Origin of the sequence: Arthrobacter sp. MYb214, from assembly GCF_002979865.1 — a bacterium.
Lineage (GTDB): Bacteria > Actinomycetota > Actinomycetes > Actinomycetales > Micrococcaceae > Glutamicibacter.
Map to the genome: position 1 here is coordinate 16,270 of NZ_PCPZ01000008.1, position 19,796 is coordinate 36,065.

Sequence of the window (19,796 nt, forward strand, 5' to 3'; positions counted from 1 at the left end):
TGAAAATTGACCCCCTACCGCCAATCGAAAATTGACCCCTCCACACCCAATTTGTTCTATACCTGCTCAGCGTTGCGCAGCAGATCCTGACGGTTCTTCACCCGATATGAATCCCCAGCCAAAGACAACACCTCCGCATGATGAACCAAACGATCAAGCATCGCCGAAGCAACAACATCATTACCGAAAACCTCACCCCACCGGCCGAAAGGCATATTCGAGGTCACCAGCACCGACCCCTGCTCATATCGATGAGCAATCAGCTGAAAGGACGCAGACCCTGAATGAGATTCAGGGTCTACGTCCTTATCGCGGGGCTTGATAATACGGTAGTGACTCAGTAGTTTTCGCCAAATACTATTCGCGATCCTTTGCCAACGTCCATGAACGTAAGATCCACGGACTTATCAGGCTGATCAGCATACACATGGTAGAAGTGTGCTGGACCGCCGCGCTCGAACTCGACCATCGTGAAGTTGGATGAGGTGACTTCTACCGAATCCATGTCGGTCTTCAGCGCAGCTAGCTGTGTGTTCATGACTGTTTCGTCTAATTTGTCCATGATCACTGAACACGCTTTGTCATGGTCAGTTGTTTCTGCAGCCTCAAGTAGTACTCGAACTGCTTCCTGTGGATCGCTGACGGGTTTTCCTCCGTCACAAGCCTGCTTCCTATCGGCTGAACACCCTGCTGCCGAAAGAGCTAGCGGAAACAGCAGTAGTGGGGCAATAATCTTTGAGATGCGTTTTTCGTACACAAATGACCTTTGCAAATCGAATGAGCTGTACGACTAGATCCTATGCGCGTACCAAGTTACATTCAGTGGTTTCAGCTGAGTGAAGGGCTTATTCAAAGTAGCGTGGCTGTGGTACGAGAGGTATGGGACACCATTGATTTTCTTAGTGGTCACCATGGTGTGCGTCATATTCTTAATCTTGGCACCGTTCGTTTTGTACTGAAGGATATCTCCAGGAACGAGGCTGTAGACACTGGCAAGACGTGAAGCCCGCTTTGATTCATTCCGGGCAAAACGATAGAAATTTTCAGCACCGCTCCAAGTCCAGCTGGTCATGACACCATTGCCAAACCATTTCGAGTTGCTCTTGTAGTAGCCTTCAATTTTCTTCCATCCACCTGTATAAAGCGCTTGGGAAGCGAAATTAGTACAGTCGTAGCCGTGCCTCTTATAGGCAGGATTGTACGACTTAGCCCACTTGATTGCGTAGTTTGCAACTTTCGTCTTGTTGGACGAACTAAGCTTTGAAGCCGCCATTTCGGCGACGTTCAGGGGGAGAGGATTGATTAATGCCCCACTGTCCTCCTCGCTGCCAGGGACAGTGGGGGCAACTTCGATTTCCTCTTCTTCGGTAGTTAGAGCTAGTGCCGCAGACTGCGAGACAAGATACTCATCATCCTTCACTACGATGTTTTGGATCTTGCCAGTGTCGTCGATTGTTAGCTCATAAGGGATGAGCTCGCTCCTGAGCTGGTCAAGTTTTTGGGACACGAACTTTGATCTTTTTGTACATTTCCTCAAGCCGTCAAAGCTAGAGGATCCCTTTCCTGATACGAGTCCAGAACCGCCTGGGGGCTAACTCCGCCATTTGCCGTATACGGGCGCTTCCGGTTGTACCAAACCGCGATGCACTCCTTCACTGCGGCACACGCAGCCACCCTGCTGCTGAAGAACCTGTGGTGGAACATTTCCTTCTTGATCGTCCAGAAGGCTGACTCGGCGACGGAATTATCCCAGGGACACCCCGGCGCGTCCCGTCGACTACTGCACCCTGTGCGCAGCACACCACCTCTGGAACGCGCCGAGGTACATTGGGGCCTCGGTCTGAATGGAACACACTACCAAACTGGATGAACGCCTGCGACGCAGCAAGCCCCCTCGCGTCAATGGCCAACTACGTTTACATGTTCTTACCCATTGACCAGCCCACGATCTGTCGCGAATTCAAATCGATCACCGTCGCCAAATACAACCAGCCTTCACCGGCGCGCAGGCAGGCAATATCGCCTAACAGTTTCGCCGCAAGCCGCGAGGAGCGGAAGTCACGCATGCCGAGATTGTCGACCCTATGGTTTTCCATACGCACCGTCCGGGATTGGCGCTCACGCACGGTCGTGGTTTTGAAGGCGCTCATCCGCCTGGCCCGGATTCTCAGCTCTTTCATGAGCGACATCACCGTGGATGTCGAGATGTCTTCCTCATGGTTTTTGCGGATCAAATCCACTGATTGTCCGCCACCGGCGACCTGGTTGGACGCCTCACACTCGTCCTGGAGCAGTTTCGTGCGGTGTGCTCGCAGGACTTAGGCTTCGCTCAGCTCTTGACAGGCGTTCAGACATCGGTAGTGACTGCCCCTGGAATTCTGGGTTTCCTGCCCATCCAGTTCACTGGATACTCGCCTATGTGGGCTTCGATGAAGTCTAAGACCGCGCTTACTCCTTACTGTTCGAGGCGCGATAGGCGCCGACAACTTTTATGAAGCCGTTCTCCCGTTTCACCTTCAACAGTTCTTTGCGCAGGTTCTCGTTGTGGACCGTTTCACTGGGCCGTGTTCTTCGGTTTCCGCTATGGGACGCTCGGCGCGGTCGGCGCGGGATTCTGAGCGCTCATTGACCTCTATTTGAAATAAGAGCGCCATAGGTAGGTCTAGTACTGTTTAATGCATTTAAGAGTTTTTTAAATTTACGACATCGAAAGGCTTTGGATGTCGCGCTCACAATCAATTACCCTGCGTCCATTTCGCAGCGCAGACACCGAATTCTTTGCCAGCATGGCCTCGGATGAACGTGTAGCTCGTTTTATTGGGTATGGGGAGCCATGGGACCGGCAAACCATCAACGCCTGCGTTAAGCAATCCCTCCAACATGAACCACTCGACACTGTGGGGGGCTCTCGATGGTTCCTAGCTACTGAAGCAAATGCAGCAGTGGGCCTCGTGTTTTGCACCCGGCAGGAAAGTTGCGTGGAGGTCGGTTACTGGGTATCTCCAGATCAATGGGGGCGAGGAGTTGGTGGAGCCGTGCTCGATAGCACCCTGATTTCAATTCCCAAGATATACGGAATTACGAAATTCAGTGCCCGCGTAGCTCCGGCTAACACTGCTTCAACCCGACTGCTCACCAGTCGAGGATTCAGACTGGAAAAACGTGATGACATGCTTGAGTACTACACACTGGAATAGCCTTCTGTGGGTAACCGAACGCAGCCTAGATTCCTGATTGAACCAGTTGGGGGTGAAATGTATTTGGTTTAGTAGCCGATCCGTAGAATTTTGGCACGCGATTATTGAACCGTTCTTCAAGGGGTTCGGTAGATCTCACATGAAACCTGCTATGTCATGCCGAATACTTTCTATACTGCAAATATGACTTCCCCTCCTACCTCGACCGTCGGGCTTGGTACTTGGTCCCGTGAACCAGGTACTGCTCTAGTGCAAGCAACTGCCTTGCCTAGCGATGCGACCTCATCATTTGTGATTCTGAGCGAAACGCACACCATTGAGGTCTCTACGGAGTGGGAGCCTCATTCGCACCTGGCCCATGAGCTCTTATGGACCCAAGATGGGACACTCACCGCTCAAATCGAAGGACAGATTTTTACGGTCTCCGAGGGTCATGGTCTGTGGATTCCGTGCGGAGCGCTGCACGGTGGACGCCTGACCGCACATGTAGAACTTTTCAGCGCGTTCTTTTCCCCTGAACGAACCACCACCCCATTCAGTACCCCTACAATGATCGACATGAAACCGTTGCTTAAGTCGTTGCTGGTCCATTTATCCAGTCGGGAACTGAGCCAAGAAGCCAGAGCGCGTGCGGAGGCTGTAGTTTTCGACGTACTCAAACCATCAGCTCATCAGCTAGCGCTGCGCTTGCCCGATGACCCTCGTATCCATGGCATTGCCAACCGTTTACTAGCCAACCCTGCGGATAACCGATCTCTCGAGCGATGGGCGGTAGATGCTGGAATCAGCTCACGAACCATCACGCGAGTCTTCCGCGAAGCAACCGGCTTATCCTTTGCCCAGTGGCGTCAAGCGGTGAAAATTCATCGCGCCCTGGAGCTGCTCACCAACGGTGAAGGCGTCCAAGACATCTCTGAAATGCTGGGCTACGCGCAGCCGAGTACTTTTATCGACGCTTTTCGACGCACCATGGGCTCCACACCTGGCACATTCGCCTTAGCAAATGTGAATAGGTGACCGAAAAGCCGGATGCACTGTCAGAAATCATCGATTGCTGACATCGATTAGTTAACTTAGACTTACCTAAGTGAAAATACCTATTCAAATCGGACGTATTCAATCCGTTCCTTACGCATGCTAGACGTGGCGTCCGGAGCAGCATCCGCCGCAGCCGGAACGATGCTCGCCCACGAGGTAGTGCTGCGCTACGGCAAAAGCACTGTAGTGGACGGTGCTTCCATCCGTTTATCCCCGGGTGAAGTCACCGCACTCATTGGACCCAATGGCAGCGGGAAATCCACACTTCTCCGTTCCATGGCAAGGTTGCATGAGCGCGCCGCGGGGGTGATCACGCTCTCCAATTCTCACGGGGAGGCCCGCGAAATTAGCACGCTGAATGGACGAACATTCGCCCACGAAGTTACGCTCTTCGCGCAGTCCCACGCCACCCCGGAAGGGTTAGCCGTGGCAGATATCGTCGCCTTCGGTCGCCATCCATATCGGCGCGGTTTCTCGGGGCTATCCGATGCGGATCATGCGGCGATTGCCTCGGCCATGGAACTGACTGGCACTACCTCGATGTCTCGGAAGGCAGCTGGGGAACTATCCGGTGGAGAACTTCAACGTGTCTGGTTGGCCGTGTGCTTGGCACAGCAAACCAATGTGGTGCTTCTCGACGAGCCGACCAATCACCTCGACTTGAGATATCAGGTCGAGACCCTAGATCTGGTCCATGATCTAGCCCGTCAAGATCGGCTAGCCATCGGCATCGTCCTGCATGACCTGAATCAAGCCGCCGCGTTGGCTGATCGGCTGGTGCTGATGAAACACGGCCGGGTATACGTCTCAGGAACCCCCGCTGAGGTCCTCACCGCAGATAACCTCTCGGAGGTCTATGAGATCCCTGTGCAGGTCCTCTCTGATAAGCAGAATGGATTGTTGCGCATCGAACCGGTTAGCCGCCACCGGATGAGCTGACCACTTTCTTTCTACCACCGAAACATATAATTACAAGGGAAAACCTATGCCTACACTCGCTCGAAATGCAGTCACTTCAGCGGCCGCTCTAGCACTGTTGTTCTCAGCCACCGCTTGCGGTACCACAGACATTAGCAGCGCTGGTGCCGAACGGAGCCCCGCTGCCGCATCCGCAAGTTGCGCGAATGACACCACCGCCACTAGCACAGATCCGGTATCTATGACCGATGATCTGGGCCGCACACTTGACTTGGATAAACCAGCCGAGCGCGTGGTGGTGCTCGAATGGCAGGAAATTGAAGATGTACTGACCTTGTGCGTCACTCCGGTGGGCGTCGCTTCCCCTGATGGATATAGCACCTACGTCACTGCAGAGGAGCTGCCTGAGGGTGTCGCTTCGGTGGGTGAACGTGGCGAGCCAGATCTGGATTCGATCTACGCGCTGGACCCCGACTTAATCATCGTGGACGCTTTTAGTGAAGAAGACCCCGTGCTGTCGCAGCTTGATAAGGGCGACGTTCCCGTATTGGCGGTCAAGGGCAACGATTCTGCGGATCCCATCGGCAACATGAAAAATGTCTTCTCACAGGTCGCCGAAGCCACCGGCCGCACCGAGCGTGCTGCCCTAGTGCTCAACGAATTCGACGCCCACTTGGCGCAGAAAAAACAGGAAGTCTCCGAGGTGAAGTTGGAAACCACCGACTTCCTCTTCTTCGACGGTTGGGTTGACGGCTCCAACCTGACGATTCGCCCATACACTGATGGGGCTCTGTTCACAGAGCTTGGCAAGGAACTGGGCCTGAGCCCAGCTTGGAACGATGACATCAACAAGTCCTTCGGATCCGGCGGCGTGAACAAAGAATACGGGCTGGCCCAGACGGACATAGAAGGCCTAGCGGGCGTTGGCGACGTCAACCTGTTCTACTCCAACGACGCAGGCACCGGGTGGACCACCGAGCTGGAATCCAGCGAGATCTGGAACAACTTGACCGCAGTCAAGGAAGGCCGGACCTTCCAGTTCCCAAACATCTGGGGTGCCGGCGGGCCGAAATCCACCAGTCAAGCGGTAGATGCCTTCACCGATGCACTGACCTCCGCCTCGGAAGCCAAGTAGCGTACAACTGAAATGAAAACCGCTGAAAAATCAGCAGAGCGACACATCGTGGACAGCAGGGTCGGCATCCAAATGACCGGCCTTGGTTATTCCCCCGCGCCGGTCACCGGTAACCGTCTCGCCACTGGCCTAGGTCTGCTAGCCGCCTTAGCGGCAGCGGTACTGCTGGTGGGTGCTTGGCACCTCACCCAGGGGACCTCCGGTATTGGTTTGGGTGAACTGCTACGCGCACTCACCGGAGATGACACCCGTATCGGAGGGGTGGGAGCCGCCGAGATCTTCACCGGCTCCCGGCTACCGCGCCTCTGTGCGGGTGCCGCCGTTGGTCTGGCTTTGGGGGTAGCAGGTTCACTGCTCCAATCCGTCACCCGCAACCCGCTGGCCTCGCCGGACACATTGGCTGTCACCTCAGGTGCATTCTTCGCGTTGAGCGTGGCTGCTGCCTTGGGAATAAGCATGTCCACGCTGGCTTCCAGCACTCTCGCATTCGCTGGCGGGCTGCTCGCCGCCGGGATCGTATTGGCTATCTCTGGGCGCAGCGCGGGAACCGCCACCACCCGGTTGATCCTCGCTGGCTCAGCCATCGCCATGGCGTTGGAAGCAGGCAGCGGAATCATCTTGCTGCTGTTCAAGGAAAATACGACTGGACTGTATGCCTGGGGTTCAGGGTCGCTGGCCCAACTAAATCTCGATGCATTCTTGCGCAGTCTGCCAGTGATCTTGGTGGTGCTGGCCATCTGCCTCTTGCTCTCTCGCCGACTGGATGTCCTGTCCTTGGGTGATGAAAACGCTGCGGTGCTCGGCATCCCGGTGCGCTCAACCCGCACTCTGGCCGTCCTGTGTGCTGTGCTGCTCACCGGCGTTTCCGTTTCGCTGTCCGGCCCGATTGCTTTTGTAGGGCTTGGCGCCCCCGTGCTCGCCCGACTGCTGTCGCGCCGCCTGGTAGTCTTGCGCCGTCAACTGTTCTTGCTGCCCGCCACCGGCCTGATTGGTGCGCTACTGATCCTGCTGGCCGATGTTTCGCTTCGTGCCTCGCTCGGTGCGCAAGGTGCGGCTTCCATTCCTACTGGAGTTCCCACCGCGATCCTGGGCGGGGTGCTGATCATCATCTTGGCAATGCGACTGCCCGAAGCTTCCAGCTCCCGCAACCCGTTACAGGTAGCAAGCAAATTGCGCAGCAACCGCCGATTCGTTCTCACCATGACGCTGGGATTCAGTTTGCTGTTGGGAGCCGTGATTCTAGGCCTTTTGGCCGGGAGCATGTTACTCAAGCTGGGAGATCTCGCCTTGTGGTTCCAGGATGATGCGCCCAAGCTCATTGCCCGAGCCTTCTCCGAACGTGCACCACGGACCAGCGCGGCGCTGGGTGCCGGAGCCGCCTTAGGACTGGCTGGTTGTTTGGTGCAGGGCGCCGTGCGAAACCCATTGGCCGAGCCCGGAATCCTGGGTATTACCGCGGGGGCAGGGCTGGGCGCGGCTGTAGTGGTCACTGCCTTTGGCGGTTCCCGCCCGCTACTGGTGATTTTTGCGGTGATTGCCGGGCTCGCGACCTTCGCTGCCATCACCGCGCTAGCCTGGCGTCGAGGATTCTCCCCCGAACGTTTTGTGCTAATCGGCATCGGTGCTGGCTACACGCTCTCTGCGGTCACCACCTACCTGCTGCTGAGCATTAATTCGTGGGAAACTCCGCGCATCTACACCTGGCTGTCTGGCTCAACTTATGGACGTCAGTTCGCAGACGTGTTACCTGTTCTGACGGTGTTGGCATTAGCTCTTCCGGTCGTACTGCTCATGGGACGCAAGCTGGACCTGCTAGCCATCGACGAAGACCTGCCCCGGGTGCTGGGCGTCAAGACCATTCGCATCCGATTAGTCTCATTGTCCATTGCCGCGCTGCTTGCGGCACTCAGCGTCGTGGCCGTAGGTGTGGTTGGCTTTGTCGGACTCATCGCCCCGCATCTGGCGCGGTCGTTGGTGGGTTCCCGCCATCACCGGGCGATCCCGGTGTCCATGGTTTTCGGAGCCTTGCTAGTTTGCCTGGCCGATACCTTGGGCCGTACCGCAATCGCGCCGGCACAGATTCCCGCCGGTCTGATCGTGTCGTTACTCGGCTCCCCGTACTTCATTTGGCTTTTGTACCGATCACGCGGCTAGGTGTTAAGCGAGGATCCTAACCGACTCCGCCTCCACCCCACCTAATAGTAAGGAATCATGGCGAAACGCTCTGCCCGGCAAACGAGAATCCAGGCCTTTGACCCCGAGCAGCACCCGGCGCAATTACGGCATCTGGGTTCCATATCAGGTCCGTGGGAAAGTCTCATGGCAACGGTCAACGCTCGGCTGCTCACGATACAGTCATCAGATGCCACCATACTCGGTGCCGCATTGCTTACCGCCCGTTCGGCGACTGCATATGTGAAGATCTCTGGGGTTCTTGCCCGCGACACAGCTGCATATGAAGAGCTCGTCCGTGCGGTGCTGGACTATGCCAGGGAAAAAGATCTGGCCTGCGTGAAATGGGAAAGCTGGTCGGGAGAACCGTGGCTAGCAGACCTGGCTGAACAAATGGGTTTCCAGTCGTTGCCTGCTCCACGCTTCACCACAGATGCTTCGGTATCGATTCCAAAATTCGGCTATGTGCACTGGTCACATCCAGCCCGATATCTGCGTACCTCGCACTACCAGCAAAGCGAGAACTTCACCTGCGCGGCGGTTTCCGCGCTGGCCGCGCACGGGGAAACGATGAGCATTGCAACGATGGATCGCCTGCGTACCGCCGAGTTGTTACTGTGGCGTCAAGCGACTAATTTCATGGCTTGCGAACCCGTGGGGCTCGGGCTGGCCATCGCTGAGCGCTGGCCAGCAAGCTCAGTTCAGGTGTCTTTGGATACCGATAAGCCAGTAATCGTCGACTATTATCCCGAGGTTGAACGTGGTTGGCGGGGCATCTTGCAGGCTGACTCGCGCCGCCGTGCAGAAGCTACCGGGTTGCCGGTGACCTCTATGCGTATGGAAATCTCACAGATTCACAAAGCATTAAGTCAGGGTGCCCGCGTCTTGTTGCTGGTGTCATTGCAGCAGATGCTCGGCTACGATGTTCCGCACTGGCTACTCTGCCATGGAACGGCTGGTTCCACGGAACGTCCCGTCATTCTCATCGAGGACTCTTGGGTCGATGTTAGTAGCGGGGAGAGCTGGGTGGATGCTACCTGCCTACCGATAGCTTTCCAGCAACTAGAAGCCATGTCTTGTCTCGAGTCAGATGGCTATCGAGCTGCGCTAATTCTGACTGAGAGTGCTCAGTAATCACCAATCAAGTTCGTCAATGACAAAAGAATTCGACACCCATCCAGAGACATATTGCAACTCCATGGTTGCGAGAAGTCTCGCCGGGCACCGCTCCCCAGCCGAGAATCCTTGAGAACTCACTAGTCCTAGAATCTCCCAACTATGTGTCGCACTAATATCGTTGGATCATGCGGGCCCCATTAGTCGCGAGAGGCTTTTCAAGGACTCCATAACCAGTCTCTTCGGATCCCCTCGCGGATCAATCAAGGCTAAGGCCGCCGATCGCCAAGTCCAGGGCTTCCTCGTCATTCGATTCCGCTGCGATGACCACTGGATTCATCACGAGCTATTCGGTGCTCTGGTAGGCCGGCCCGAATTCGATACAGCCCTCGACGCGATACTTCCCCGATGCTACTCCGGTGATCATGTACTTGGTTTGGGAGGAACGCTCGAACTAGATAACAATCGAACTCTCCGACGAAGTTCGCGAATACAACCTCGAGCTGCGGGCCTCTGGCTTCGACGGCAGTGACGCCGATCCGAGATTGCCGGTGGGCCCCATGGTTTTCACCGTCATGGTAAATTCGACTCCAATGCAACTAGGAAGCCTGCAAGAACGCAATAACGAATCCATCGCCAAATGCCAATCCAACGGAAAGACTTTAGCAGACGCCCACTAGTGCAAATATAAGAGCTGACCTCAGATCGCCCCCACGCTGTTCCGGTCGAAGTTATACCTTGGCAGAGTAACATCCGAGGAGAAAAGGAATGCACAAAGGGCTGTTGCATTTCAGTCAACTCGACCGAACGCATTCAAGCGCGGAGAGTGGCATGGCTTGATCCAGGCACGTCGTCCTGACGCAACTCATTCGCCCAGCAACCTATGATTCCTGTCGAATTCATGAACTGCCCGCCCTGGTTCCTGGCCGTACAGACGTCTTGCTCATTAGCTGGGTTTCCAGTCAACTGAGGCCGCACAGATGGCGATTTCCGGAGGACAGAATCAAGTCGCACGCTGCTTGGGTTGCGCGTATCTCCCACCGTTGATTCTGCATAACCCCTAGCAAACCCACTCAAAACCAACTAAAGCCAAATATTCCCCGGATTTTCACTTGACGATGCCACACAATCGGGCATAAAGTCATGGAAACACAGATCAATGTGTTGCAGGTCATGAGGAATTGCGGAGGCAAGAATGTTCGCCGAAGAACGACACCGGCTGATCGTTGAGCAGCTGGAAGCTGACGGGAAAGTAACCGTCGCCCAGCTCGCGCAGCGCTTCGATATCACCCGGGAAACCGTGCGGCGGGATCTGGCCCAGCTGGAATCCGAGAACTACCTGCGCCGCGTCCACGGCGGAGCGGTCACCATCACCGAAGCCAGCACCCGCGAGGAAAGCTACGTGGTGCGCACCGCCATCCATTCAGAGTCCAAGGCCCGCATCGCCCAGCGCGCGCTGAGCCTGCTGCCGGTCTCCGATGCCTCGGTCATCATCGACGCGGGAACCACCACGGAAATCCTGGCCGAACGCATGCTCAAGAGCACCGCGGGCACCGGACTGGTGGTCATCACCCACGCCCTGCCCATTGCCTCGGTGCTGGTCCACAGCCCGGATGTCGCCTTGGAGCTGATCGGCGGGCGGGTCCGCGGCATCACCGGCGCCTCCAGCGGAGCCCGCACCGTGCAGGAGTATTCCCAGTACCGGGCCGACATCGCCTTCATCGGCACCAACGGGCTGCATGCAGGATTCGGCCTGAGCACCCCGGACCCGCTGGAAGCTGCCGTCAAGCGCGCCCTGGTCGCCAGTGCCCGCCGCGTGGTGCTGCTGGCCGACGGATCCAAATTCGACCAGGAAACCCTGGTCTGCTTCGCCCGGCTCGAAGACATCGACACCCTGGTCACCGACCAGCAACCCGGCACTGAACTTGCCGCTGCGCTGGAAGCGGCGGATGTCGAGGTGGTGATCGCATGATTATCACACTGACCGTCAACCCGGCGCTGGACAAGACCATCGAATTGGTCGCCGCATTGCAGCCCGGTGCGGTGCAGCGGGCCGCTGGCAGCCACCTGCAGGCCGCAGGCAAGGGCGTGAATGTTGCGCGGGCCATCCTCGCCGCCGGGCAGCGGACCCTCGCTGTACTCCCCGGAGCCGGAAACGATCCGCTCATCGCCGCCCTGGCCGCCGACCAGTTGCCCTACCGGGCGCTGGAAATCAATGCTGCGCTGCGCACCAACACGACGCTGACCTCGCCGGATGGATCGACCACCAAGATCAACGAGGCCGGTCCTGAGCTGGACGCGGCCACGTTGGAGCAGCTCTCGGAGCTGGTGCGCGATTCCTGCGCTGGCGCCGATTGGCTGGTCATGGCAGGGTCGCTGCCACCCGGGGTGCCGGCGAACTACTACGCTCTGCTTACCGCGTCGTTGCGCGAGCAGCTGGGCTCGAAGTGCCCGAAGATTGCGGTGGACACCTCTGGGGAGCCGCTGCGCCAGCTCTTCGCCCACGACGAGATCCACATCCCGGATCTGGTCAAGCCCAACGCCGAAGAGCTTGCCGAGCTGCTGGGCGAGGACCTGGGCGAAGCCCAGCTCGAAGCGGATCCCGGGCTGGCCGCTCGCGCCAGCTCCAAGCTGCTGCGCCGCCCCGGGGCCGCGGTGCTCACCACCCTGGGTGCGCACGGCGCGGTACTGGCCACTGCCGAGGGCTGCTGGCACGGCTGGCCGCAGCCGATCACCCCGCGCAGCACGGTAGGTGCCGGCGATTCCTCGCTGGCCGGCTATCTGCTGGCAGACACGGCAGGCCACTTGCCGGCGTTCAAGCTGCGCCAGGCCATCGCCTACGGAACCGCGGCGGCCTCGCTGCCCGGCTCCGGCATCCCAACCCCAACCGACCTCCGCATCGATGCGGTCAGCGTCATCGAACTCACCCCAAGGCAAGGATCCTGACCATGAGCGATCTGATCGAAACCCGGCTCGTCACCCTGGATGCGCATCTAGGTTCCACGAGTACCGACGTCATCAAGTACCTGGCCCAGCAGATCACGCAGGCCGGGCGAGCCGCCAGCGCTGCCGAATTGGCCGAGCATGCCTTGGCCCGCGAGGCGAAGACGGCCACCGGCGTGCCCGGCGGCATCGCGATTCCGCATTGCCGCTCAGCAGCGGTCACCGTTCCCACCCTGGCCATGGCCCGGCTGGGCACCCCGGTGGACTTCGGTGCCAAGGACGGCCCGGCAGATCTGGTCTTCTTCATTGCCGCCCCGGAAGGCGCCGACAAGGAGCACCTGAAGCTGCTCTCCAAGCTGGCCCGCGCACTGGTGAAGAAACCCTTCACCGCGGCCCTGCGTGCAGCCAGGAGCAACGAGGAAATCGTCGCGTTGGTCTCCGAAGTACTCTCCGATGCCCCCGCCGCACCAGCTGCACCAGCAGCTGCACCCGCTGCCACGGCGCGGCCGAAGATCGTGGCCGTCACCGCCTGCCCGACCGGCATCGCCCACACCTACATGGCCGCCGATTCCCTGGCACAGGCCGCCGAAGAACTCGGCATTGACTTCGCTGTGGAAACCCAGGGGTCCTCGGGGTCCAAGCCGTTGGATCCGGCATTAATCACCCAGGCCGACGCGGTGATCTTTGCGGTGGACGTCGACGTGCGCGACCAATCGCGGTTCGCCGGCAAGCCAGTGATCCAGGTTCCAGTCAAGCGCGGTGTGGATGAACCCGAAAAGCTGCTCAAGGATGCCTTGGCCGCGGCCAAGGATCCGGCGGCCCGCAAGGTACCAGCCGGCAACGAAACGGCAAGCGAGCGCTCCACGGATTCTGCTTCCGAGGGCTTCGGCGCTGGCCTGAAGCGCGCGCTGCTCACCGGTGTCTCCTACATGATCCCGTTCGTCGCCGGTGGCGGCCTGCTGATCGCCTTGGGCTTCCTGCTCGGCGGCTACGCCATCACTGATGCAGCAGACCAGTACTTGACCGAAAATACGCTGTTCAATCTGCCGGAAGCTGGCTTGCTGGCCTACCTCGGCGCGGTGGCGTTCAAGATCGGTGGCCTGTCCATGGGCTTCCTGGTCCCGGCGCTGGGCGGTTACATCGCCTATGCCTACGCCGACCGTCCGGGCATCGCCCCGGGCTTCACCGCGGGTGCCGTGGCAGGCTTCATGGGAGCCGGGTTCATTGGCGGCATCGTCGGCGGCGTTATCGCCGGCCTGGCCTGCCGCTGGATCAATTCCTGGACCGTGCCACGCTGGCTGCGCGGGCTGATGCCAGTGGTCATTGTTCCGTTGCTCGGTTCAATCATCGCTTCGGGCCTGATGTTCCTGTTCCTTGGCGGGCCGATTGCCCAGCTCACCGAAGCCCTCAACGGCTGGCTGGCGGGCATGTCCGGCACCGCGGCGGCGATCCTCGGCCTGGTCCTGGGCCTGATGATGGCCATCGATTTGGGCGGGCCGATCAACAAGGTCGCTTATTCCTTCGCGGTAGCCGGCTTGGGCGCCGGTTCGGTGGCCGAGAACCCGGCCCCGCTGATGATCATGGCAGCCGTGATGGCTGCCGGCATGGTTCCGCCGCTGGCGATGGCCCTGGCCACCGCGGTGTCCCCGAAGCTGTTCACCGGGGCGGAACGCGAAAACGGCAAAGCGGCCTGGCTGCTGGGTGCCGCGTTCATCTCCGAAGGCGCCATCCCCTTCGCCGCGGCCGACCCGCTGCGCGTCATCCCGGCCTCCATGGTGGGTGCCGGGGTCACCGGCTCGCTGATCATGAGCTTCGATGTGCTCTCCCAGGCACCGCACGGCGGCATCTTCGTCTTCTTCGCGATGGACAGCACCTGGCCGATGTTCCTGGTGGCCACCGTGATCGGCACGCTGGTTTCCGCGGCGCTGGTGATCATCCTGAAGAAATATGTCCGCAAGGCCCCCGCACGGGCCGCTGAAGAGGCAAAGGCCGCAGCATGAGCCAGAAATTCACCGGAGTAGGCGTCAGCGCCGGACGGGTCATCGGATCCGTGCGCCGCATGCCCGACCCCATCCTCCCGCCCGCCGACGGCGCGCCCCTGCCAGCAGGTTCCAGCGCGGAAGCCGAATCCCTGCGCCTGGCCGAGGCCACGCAGGCGGTCGCCGCGCAGCTCAAGGAACGCGCGGCGCAGGCCACCGGCGATGCCCAAGCCGTGCTCAAGGCCACCGCGCTGATGGCCAGCGACCGCACGCTGCTCAAGTCGGCCACCAGGCTGGTGGCATCGGGCACCTGCGCCGAATCGGCCATCTGGGAGGCCGCCGACGCGGTCGCCACGCAGCTGTCGGCCCTCGGCGGCTACATGGCCGAACGCGCCGGGGATGTGCTCGATGTGCGCTCGCGCATCGTTGCCGAACTGCGCGGCGTGCCCGCCCCGGGCATCCCGGACTCCGACCAGCCCTTCATCCTCGCCGCGGTGGACCTGGCTCCGGCCGATACCGCGACGCTGGATCCGGCCAAGGTCCTGGCGCTGGTCACCTCCGATGGCGGGCCGCAATCGCATACCGCCATCATCGCGCGCTCGCTGGGCCTTCCGGCCATCGTGGCCGCTGCCGGCACCACAGCGCTGGCCGACGGGGACCATGTCTTCGTGGACGGCATCGACGGGCTGGTCATCACCGGTCCCGGCGAGGCCGAAGAGCACCTGGCCGCCACCTACGCCAACCGCGAGGCGCTGCCGGAGTTCTCCGGCACCGGGCAGCTGCGCGACGGGCACCGCGTGCCGCTATTGTCCAATGTCGGCAGCGGCGACGACGCGCAGCTGGCCGCCGCGGCGGGCGCCGAGGGCGTGGGCCTGCTGCGCACCGAGTTCTGCTTCCTGGGCAAGGACAAGGAGCCCTCCCATGACGAGCAGGTGGCAGCCTACGGTGCGGTCTTCGCCGCCTTCCCCGGCCGCAAGGTCGTGGTGCGCACCTTGGATGCGGGAGCGGACAAGCCGCTGCCCTTCCTGACCGATGCCAGCGAGCCGAATCCGGCCCTCGGCGTGCGCGGCTACCGCACTGACCTGTCCAGCCCGGGCGTGCTCGAACGCCAGCTGCAGGCCATCGCGCAAGCCGCCGGCGAGCACCAGGCCGAAATCTGGGTGATGGCGCCGATGATTTCCACTGCGTCCGAAGCGCAGGAATTCGCGCAGCTGGCCAAGGCCGCTGGCCTGGCCACCGCCGGGACCATGATCGAGGTCCCTTCGGCGGCGGTGCTGGCAGGCCAGATCCTGCAGCGCTGCGATTTCGTCTCCATCGGCACCAACGACTTGACCCAGTACACCATGGCCGCGGACCGCCAGCTCGGTGCCCTGGCCGAGCTCAACGACCCCTGGCAGCCGGCAGTGCTGCACCTGGTGGCCGCCACCGCCGCCGGTGCGCAGGCGGCCGGCGGCAAACCCGTCGGGGTGTGCGGCGAAGCGGCCGCCGACCCGGCGCTGGCCGTGGTGCTGGTGGGCCTGGGCGTGGACACCCTGTCCATGAACAAGCGGGCGTTGGCACCGGTTGCCGCGGTGCTGCGCACCGTAGACCTGCCCACTGCGCAGCGCCTGTCCCAGCTGGCCTTGGACGCCGAGTCGGCCGAGGCGGCACGCACTGCCGTGCGCGCGCAGCTGGGCGAGCTGGACCGATTCGGCCTCTAGGCCCCCCGAATTTACCGCAATCAACCGTTCAATAGATCCTGAAGGAGCCATCATGGCAGAACGTACAGCAATCATCGGCAGCCGCGTCGGCCTGCACGCCCGCCCGGCAGCCATCTTCGCCGAGGCCGCGGCCGAGGCGCCGGTCGAGGTCACCATCGCCCTTCAGGGCGAGCCCGTGGACGAGGCGCTGGACGCGTCCAGCATCCTCTCGCTGATGGGCCTGGGCGCGGAATATGGAACCACCGTAGTGCTGCGCGCCGAAGGCGAAGGAGCCGAAGCTGCCCTGGAGCAGTTGGCGGCCATCCTGGAAACCGACCACGACGCCGAGTAGCGCGAAGCCGAGCTCCGGGGACCACGCGCCATCGCGTGGTCCCCGGAGTTATTTAATTACCATCCACTGATTGACAAAACTCAATCAGTGGATGGATGATAGTTCCTACGCACTACCGCAGGAGCTTCCATGAGCGCGCTCAAAACCTCTGCACTGCGCCTCATCAAGCCGTTCGCCTACCGCGACTACGCCCTGCTGGCCAGCGCACTTGTCCTCTCCACCTTCGCCGCCGGCATGTGGGCCGTGGCAATGGTCTACCAGGTGCGCCAGCTGGGCGGCGGGCCCATCCAGCTTTCTGCCGTGGCCACCGCCAGTGCCGCCGGGCTGCTCTGCTTCGTGCTGCTCGGCGGGATCATGGCGGACCGCCATTCCTGCCGGCGGATCGTGATGCTGGTCGAGGCGCTGTCGCTGGCGGTCATGGGCATCACCGCGGTGCTGGCCATGGCCGGTGCCCTGGAGCTGTGGCACCTGATGCTCGCCGGCTTCTGCGGCGGGGCCGGGTCGGCCTTCTTCTACCCCGCCTACTCCGCACTGCTGCCCAAGATGCTGCCCGCCGAGCAGCTGCTGGCCGCCAACGGATTGGAAGGGACAGCCCGGCCGGTGGTGCACACCGCCCTGGGCCCGATGGCCGCCGGATTCGTGGTGGCGGGGCTCTCGCCGGCGCACGCCATCGTCGGCATCTGCGTAATCCACCTCGCGGCGCTGCTGATGCTGCGCCGGATCCCCAACCGCCAGGCGTACAACGCGCCAGGCCCCGTTGACGGCCAGGGACAGCCCGGGATGTTCCGGCAGCTGCGCGAAGGCATCGGCTATACGGTGCGCACCCGCTGGCTGCTGTGGACGCTGCTGTTCTCGGTCATTTCGGTGTTCACCTTCATCGGGCCCTTCGAGGTGCTGCTGCCCTTCATCGTCAGCGGCAACCTGCACGGGGACGCGAAACTGTTCAGCTTCGCACTGGCCTTCTTCGGCCTCGGTTCGGCGATCGGCTCGCTGCTGGTCGCGTCCGCGAAATTCCCGCGGCGCTACTTGAGCTTGATGACCGCCTGCTGGTGCCTGGGCACCTTGCCCCTGGCCCTGGTGGGCTACGTCGATGCCGCGTGGATGCTCTTCGCGATCCTGCTGGCCTTCGGCATCACCGACGCCGTGGGCATGGTCATCTGGGGCACCTTGCTCCAGCGCCGGGTTCCCGGACACCTGCTCGGGCGGATCTCCAGCCTGGATTTCTTCGTTTCGCTGGCGCTGATGCCGCTGTCCATGGCGGCGGCGGGACCTTTGACCCAGGTGCTTAGCTTGCAGGCGATATTCGTCATTGCCGGCCTCGCCTCGCCGCTGTTCGGAATCATCGCATGGCGGGCCGGGAAATTTGCCCGCGACGAAATAGCGCATCCGCTCTCGGACCCCGTTCCGGCGGAGCTGGACGGCGAGCGCAGTTGACCGGTTGCGACCAGCTGGCGCTGGGCCGGCACTGATCAAACTCCCAGCAGATTTTCGCGTGTAGTTCCCGGGCACGGACCGGGCATGACGGGAAGGTGGAAGGATGACTTCTCGATTGCCCGACATGGCGCGCCTGGCCTTGTTGGCGCTGTTGGCGCTGGGCCCGGCATTCCTGGTTTCCTGTTCCCCTGCACCAGCGCCTGCTCCCGATGCGCAGCCCACGGGCTCCGCGGCAAGCGAGCAGGTGGATTGCGCCGTGGCCCGATGCGTGGCGCTGACCTTCGATGACGGACCTGGCCAGTACACCGGGCGGCTGCTCGACGAGCTGAAGGCCGCGGAGGCGCCAGCCACCTTCTTCATGGTCGGGAAGAACATTGCCAAATACCCCGACGCGGTCAAGCGCATGGCCGCCGAAGGCCACCAGCTGGGCAGCCATACCTGGGACCATGCGGATCTCACGACGCTGACCAGAGAACAGATCCAGCATGAGCTGGGATGGACCAGCGAAGCGGTAGAAAAGGCCTCCGGCCACGAGCCCACCGTCTTCCGCCCGCCCTATGGGAATCACGGTGCCGTCTATGACCGGCTGGTGCCCTACCCGTTGGTGCTGTGGGATGTTGACACCCTGGATTGGAAGCACCACGATCCGGAGAAAACGGTGCGCATCGCCATGGACGAAGTCCATCCGGGCTCCATCATCTTGATGCATGACATCCATGAGAGCTCAGTCAAGGCACTGCCGGATCTCGTGGAGAAGCTGAAGGCCGAGGGCTACACCCCGGTCACCGTGGACCAGCTATTCAATGGCCAGCTGGAGAATTCGACGGCCTATGCTTCGGCTCCTGCTCCCGGCGCGAGGAAATAGTCTTGCGCCGCGCAGGTGCTCAGGGGGCCTGCTCTGCGTACAGCCGCAGCTGGTCCAGCTTGTCCCCTTCGCTTTCGCGGATATTTGCCGCCAGCTCCTCGCACTGCTCCACCGTCAGATCCGGGTTGATGATTGCCACCTGCAGCACTACCTCGGTATGCCCCGCGTCGTCCTTCAGGTCGTAGCGGTAGGAGAGCCCATCGGGATTCTCCGAGGTGTGCAGGATCAGCAAGCGGTTCTCGATCAGGTCATGGACGCGATACACGCGTTCATGGCCGGCAACGCGGTATACCAGCTGGGTGCCGACCTTGAGCTGCGGGTCGTCCGAATGCATGGAGCCGATCCCATGGATCCACAAGGGTGTTGCTGCCCAATCGGTAAGCAGCTCCCAGACACGGTGCACCGGCAGGTGAATGACCACGGTGCTCTCGAAAACGCTGAACTGGCTCATATCCGCATAGTGCCACCCTCGGCGGCCAAATGGAATAGCTTCATGGCTGTTGGCATGCAATCCGGTTTCCGGCCGCCTGCAGCAAAGGCCGGCACCCAGCGCGCGTACGCTGCTGGGTGCCGGCCCCTGGGCGGCAGAAGGCTTACCAGTCTTCTTCGTCGTCGCCATCCGCCTCGGAGATACCGAGTTCCGGCTCATTCTCGAGGTCGAAGTTGTACCAGGCCTCGGTGAAGTCAACCATCGCATCCAACGCGTCCTGCGCATCGGAATCCAGGGCTTCCAGCGCCTCTGGGCTGTTGAGCACTGCGGTCACCGCGAGGAATGGGTGATTATCGAAGTAATCGGTGGGGGTGGCCTCCCCATTGAACGTCAAGTTCTCGCTCTGCGCGAATAGGTCGACGTACTGAGCCACTGCCTCGGGCAGACGGCTCAGATTAATGCCAGTCAGGGACTCATTGTAGATTTCAGCAGTTGCGTCAGCCCACTGCTCAATGAGCTCTTCGCTCATCTGTGCCAT

Annotated in this window: 18 protein-coding genes and 1 pseudogene; 13 read left to right on the plus strand and 6 right to left on the minus strand. The window is 60.8% G+C overall.

Annotated features, from left to right (window positions below; translation table 11 throughout):
• Positions 1–56: 56 nt before the first annotated feature.
• The 4 genes and pseudogenes from CQ012_RS16035 to CQ012_RS17940 form a co-directional block, all read right to left on the minus strand.
• Positions 57–368 carry an ATP-binding protein gene (locus tag CQ012_RS16035; RefSeq protein ID WP_353616153.1) on the minus strand — a complete coding sequence of 104 codons (312 nt, stop codon included), beginning with the start codon at positions 366–368 and terminating at the stop codon, positions 57–59.
• Positions 338–757 carry a hypothetical protein gene (locus CQ012_RS16040; protein WP_105662623.1) on the minus strand — a complete coding sequence of 140 codons (420 nt, stop codon included), beginning with the start codon at positions 755–757 and terminating at the stop codon, positions 338–340. Before CQ012_RS16040 ends, CQ012_RS16035 begins: the two co-directional genes overlap by 31 nt.
• A gap of 33 nt (positions 758–790) precedes the next feature.
• Complete coding sequence (locus CQ012_RS16045) at positions 791–1,507, minus strand: amidase domain-containing protein (RefSeq protein WP_105662624.1); 717 nt, start codon at positions 1,505–1,507, stop codon at positions 791–793.
• A gap of 26 nt (positions 1,508–1,533) precedes the next feature.
• A pseudogene (locus CQ012_RS17940) lies at positions 1,534–2,609 on the minus strand (IS3 family transposase); the annotation flags it as partial.
• A 111-nt stretch (positions 2,610–2,720) separates the two neighbouring features.
• On the opposite strand from CQ012_RS17940, the gene CQ012_RS18035 reads away from it, so the two are divergent.
• The 13 genes from CQ012_RS18035 (at position 2,721) to CQ012_RS16120 (ending at position 18,828) form a co-directional block, all read left to right on the plus strand.
• Complete coding sequence (locus CQ012_RS18035; RefSeq protein WP_105657939.1) at positions 2,721–3,197, plus strand: GNAT family N-acetyltransferase; 477 nt, start codon at positions 2,721–2,723, stop codon at positions 3,195–3,197.
• 249 nt (positions 3,198–3,446) lie between these two features.
• On the plus strand, positions 3,447–4,214 hold the full coding sequence (locus CQ012_RS16065) for a helix-turn-helix transcriptional regulator (protein ID WP_286134702.1): 768 nt from the start codon (positions 3,447–3,449) through the stop codon (positions 4,212–4,214).
• Positions 4,215–4,331: 117 nt separating this feature from the next.
• Positions 4,332–5,174: an ABC transporter ATP-binding protein gene (locus CQ012_RS16070; RefSeq protein WP_105657938.1), complete on the plus strand. Its 843-nt coding sequence runs from the start codon at positions 4,332–4,334 to the stop codon at positions 5,172–5,174.
• 250 nt (positions 5,175–5,424) lie between these two features.
• Positions 5,425–6,288 (plus strand): ABC transporter substrate-binding protein, encoded by an 864-nt coding sequence (locus tag CQ012_RS16075; protein WP_286134247.1) that lies wholly within the window; start codon positions 5,425–5,427, stop codon positions 6,286–6,288.
• Between the two features lie 72 nt (positions 6,289–6,360).
• Positions 6,361–8,442, plus strand: a complete 2,082-nt coding sequence (locus CQ012_RS16080; RefSeq protein WP_105662679.1) for an iron ABC transporter permease — start codon at positions 6,361–6,363, stop codon at positions 8,440–8,442.
• Between the two features lie 57 nt (positions 8,443–8,499).
• Positions 8,500–9,594 (plus strand): peptidase C39 family protein, encoded by a 1,095-nt coding sequence (locus CQ012_RS16085; RefSeq protein WP_105662629.1) that lies wholly within the window; start codon positions 8,500–8,502, stop codon positions 9,592–9,594.
• A 1,177-nt stretch (positions 9,595–10,771) separates the two neighbouring features.
• Positions 10,772–11,548, plus strand: a complete 777-nt coding sequence (locus CQ012_RS16090) for a DeoR/GlpR family DNA-binding transcription regulator (RefSeq protein ID WP_105662630.1) — start codon at positions 10,772–10,774, stop codon at positions 11,546–11,548.
• On the plus strand, positions 11,545–12,522 hold the full coding sequence (locus CQ012_RS16095; RefSeq protein WP_105662631.1) for a 1-phosphofructokinase family hexose kinase: 978 nt from the start codon (positions 11,545–11,547) through the stop codon (positions 12,520–12,522). The genes CQ012_RS16090 and CQ012_RS16095 overlap by 4 nt, the downstream gene beginning before the upstream one ends.
• Before the next feature lie 2 nt (positions 12,523–12,524).
• The gene (locus CQ012_RS16100) at positions 12,525–14,519 is read left to right on the plus strand and encodes a PTS fructose transporter subunit IIABC (RefSeq protein ID WP_105662632.1); all 1,995 of its coding nucleotides are present in this window, start codon (positions 12,525–12,527) and stop codon (positions 14,517–14,519) included.
• Positions 14,516–16,198, plus strand: a complete 1,683-nt coding sequence (gene ptsP / locus CQ012_RS16105; protein WP_105662633.1) for a phosphoenolpyruvate--protein phosphotransferase — start codon at positions 14,516–14,518, stop codon at positions 16,196–16,198. Before CQ012_RS16100 ends, ptsP begins: the two co-directional genes overlap by 4 nt.
• Before the next feature lie 52 nt (positions 16,199–16,250).
• Positions 16,251–16,529, plus strand: coding sequence for an HPr family phosphocarrier protein (locus CQ012_RS16110; protein ID WP_105657931.1), 279 nt, complete (start codon positions 16,251–16,253; stop codon positions 16,527–16,529).
• 129 nt (positions 16,530–16,658) lie between these two features.
• Complete coding sequence (locus CQ012_RS16115) at positions 16,659–17,963, plus strand: MFS transporter (protein WP_105662634.1); 1,305 nt, start codon at positions 16,659–16,661, stop codon at positions 17,961–17,963.
• Between the two features lie 103 nt (positions 17,964–18,066).
• On the plus strand, positions 18,067–18,828 hold the full coding sequence (locus CQ012_RS16120; protein WP_105662635.1) for a polysaccharide deacetylase family protein: 762 nt from the start codon (positions 18,067–18,069) through the stop codon (positions 18,826–18,828).
• 19 nt (positions 18,829–18,847) lie between these two features.
• Here CQ012_RS16120 and CQ012_RS17690 read toward each other — a convergent pair whose 3' ends face one another.
• Positions 18,848–19,279 carry an SRPBCC family protein gene (locus CQ012_RS17690; RefSeq protein WP_166650869.1) on the minus strand — a complete coding sequence of 144 codons (432 nt, stop codon included), beginning with the start codon at positions 19,277–19,279 and terminating at the stop codon, positions 18,848–18,850.
• A gap of 142 nt (positions 19,280–19,421) precedes the next feature.
• Complete coding sequence (locus CQ012_RS17695) at positions 19,422–19,796, minus strand: hypothetical protein (RefSeq protein ID WP_105657927.1); 375 nt, start codon at positions 19,794–19,796, stop codon at positions 19,422–19,424.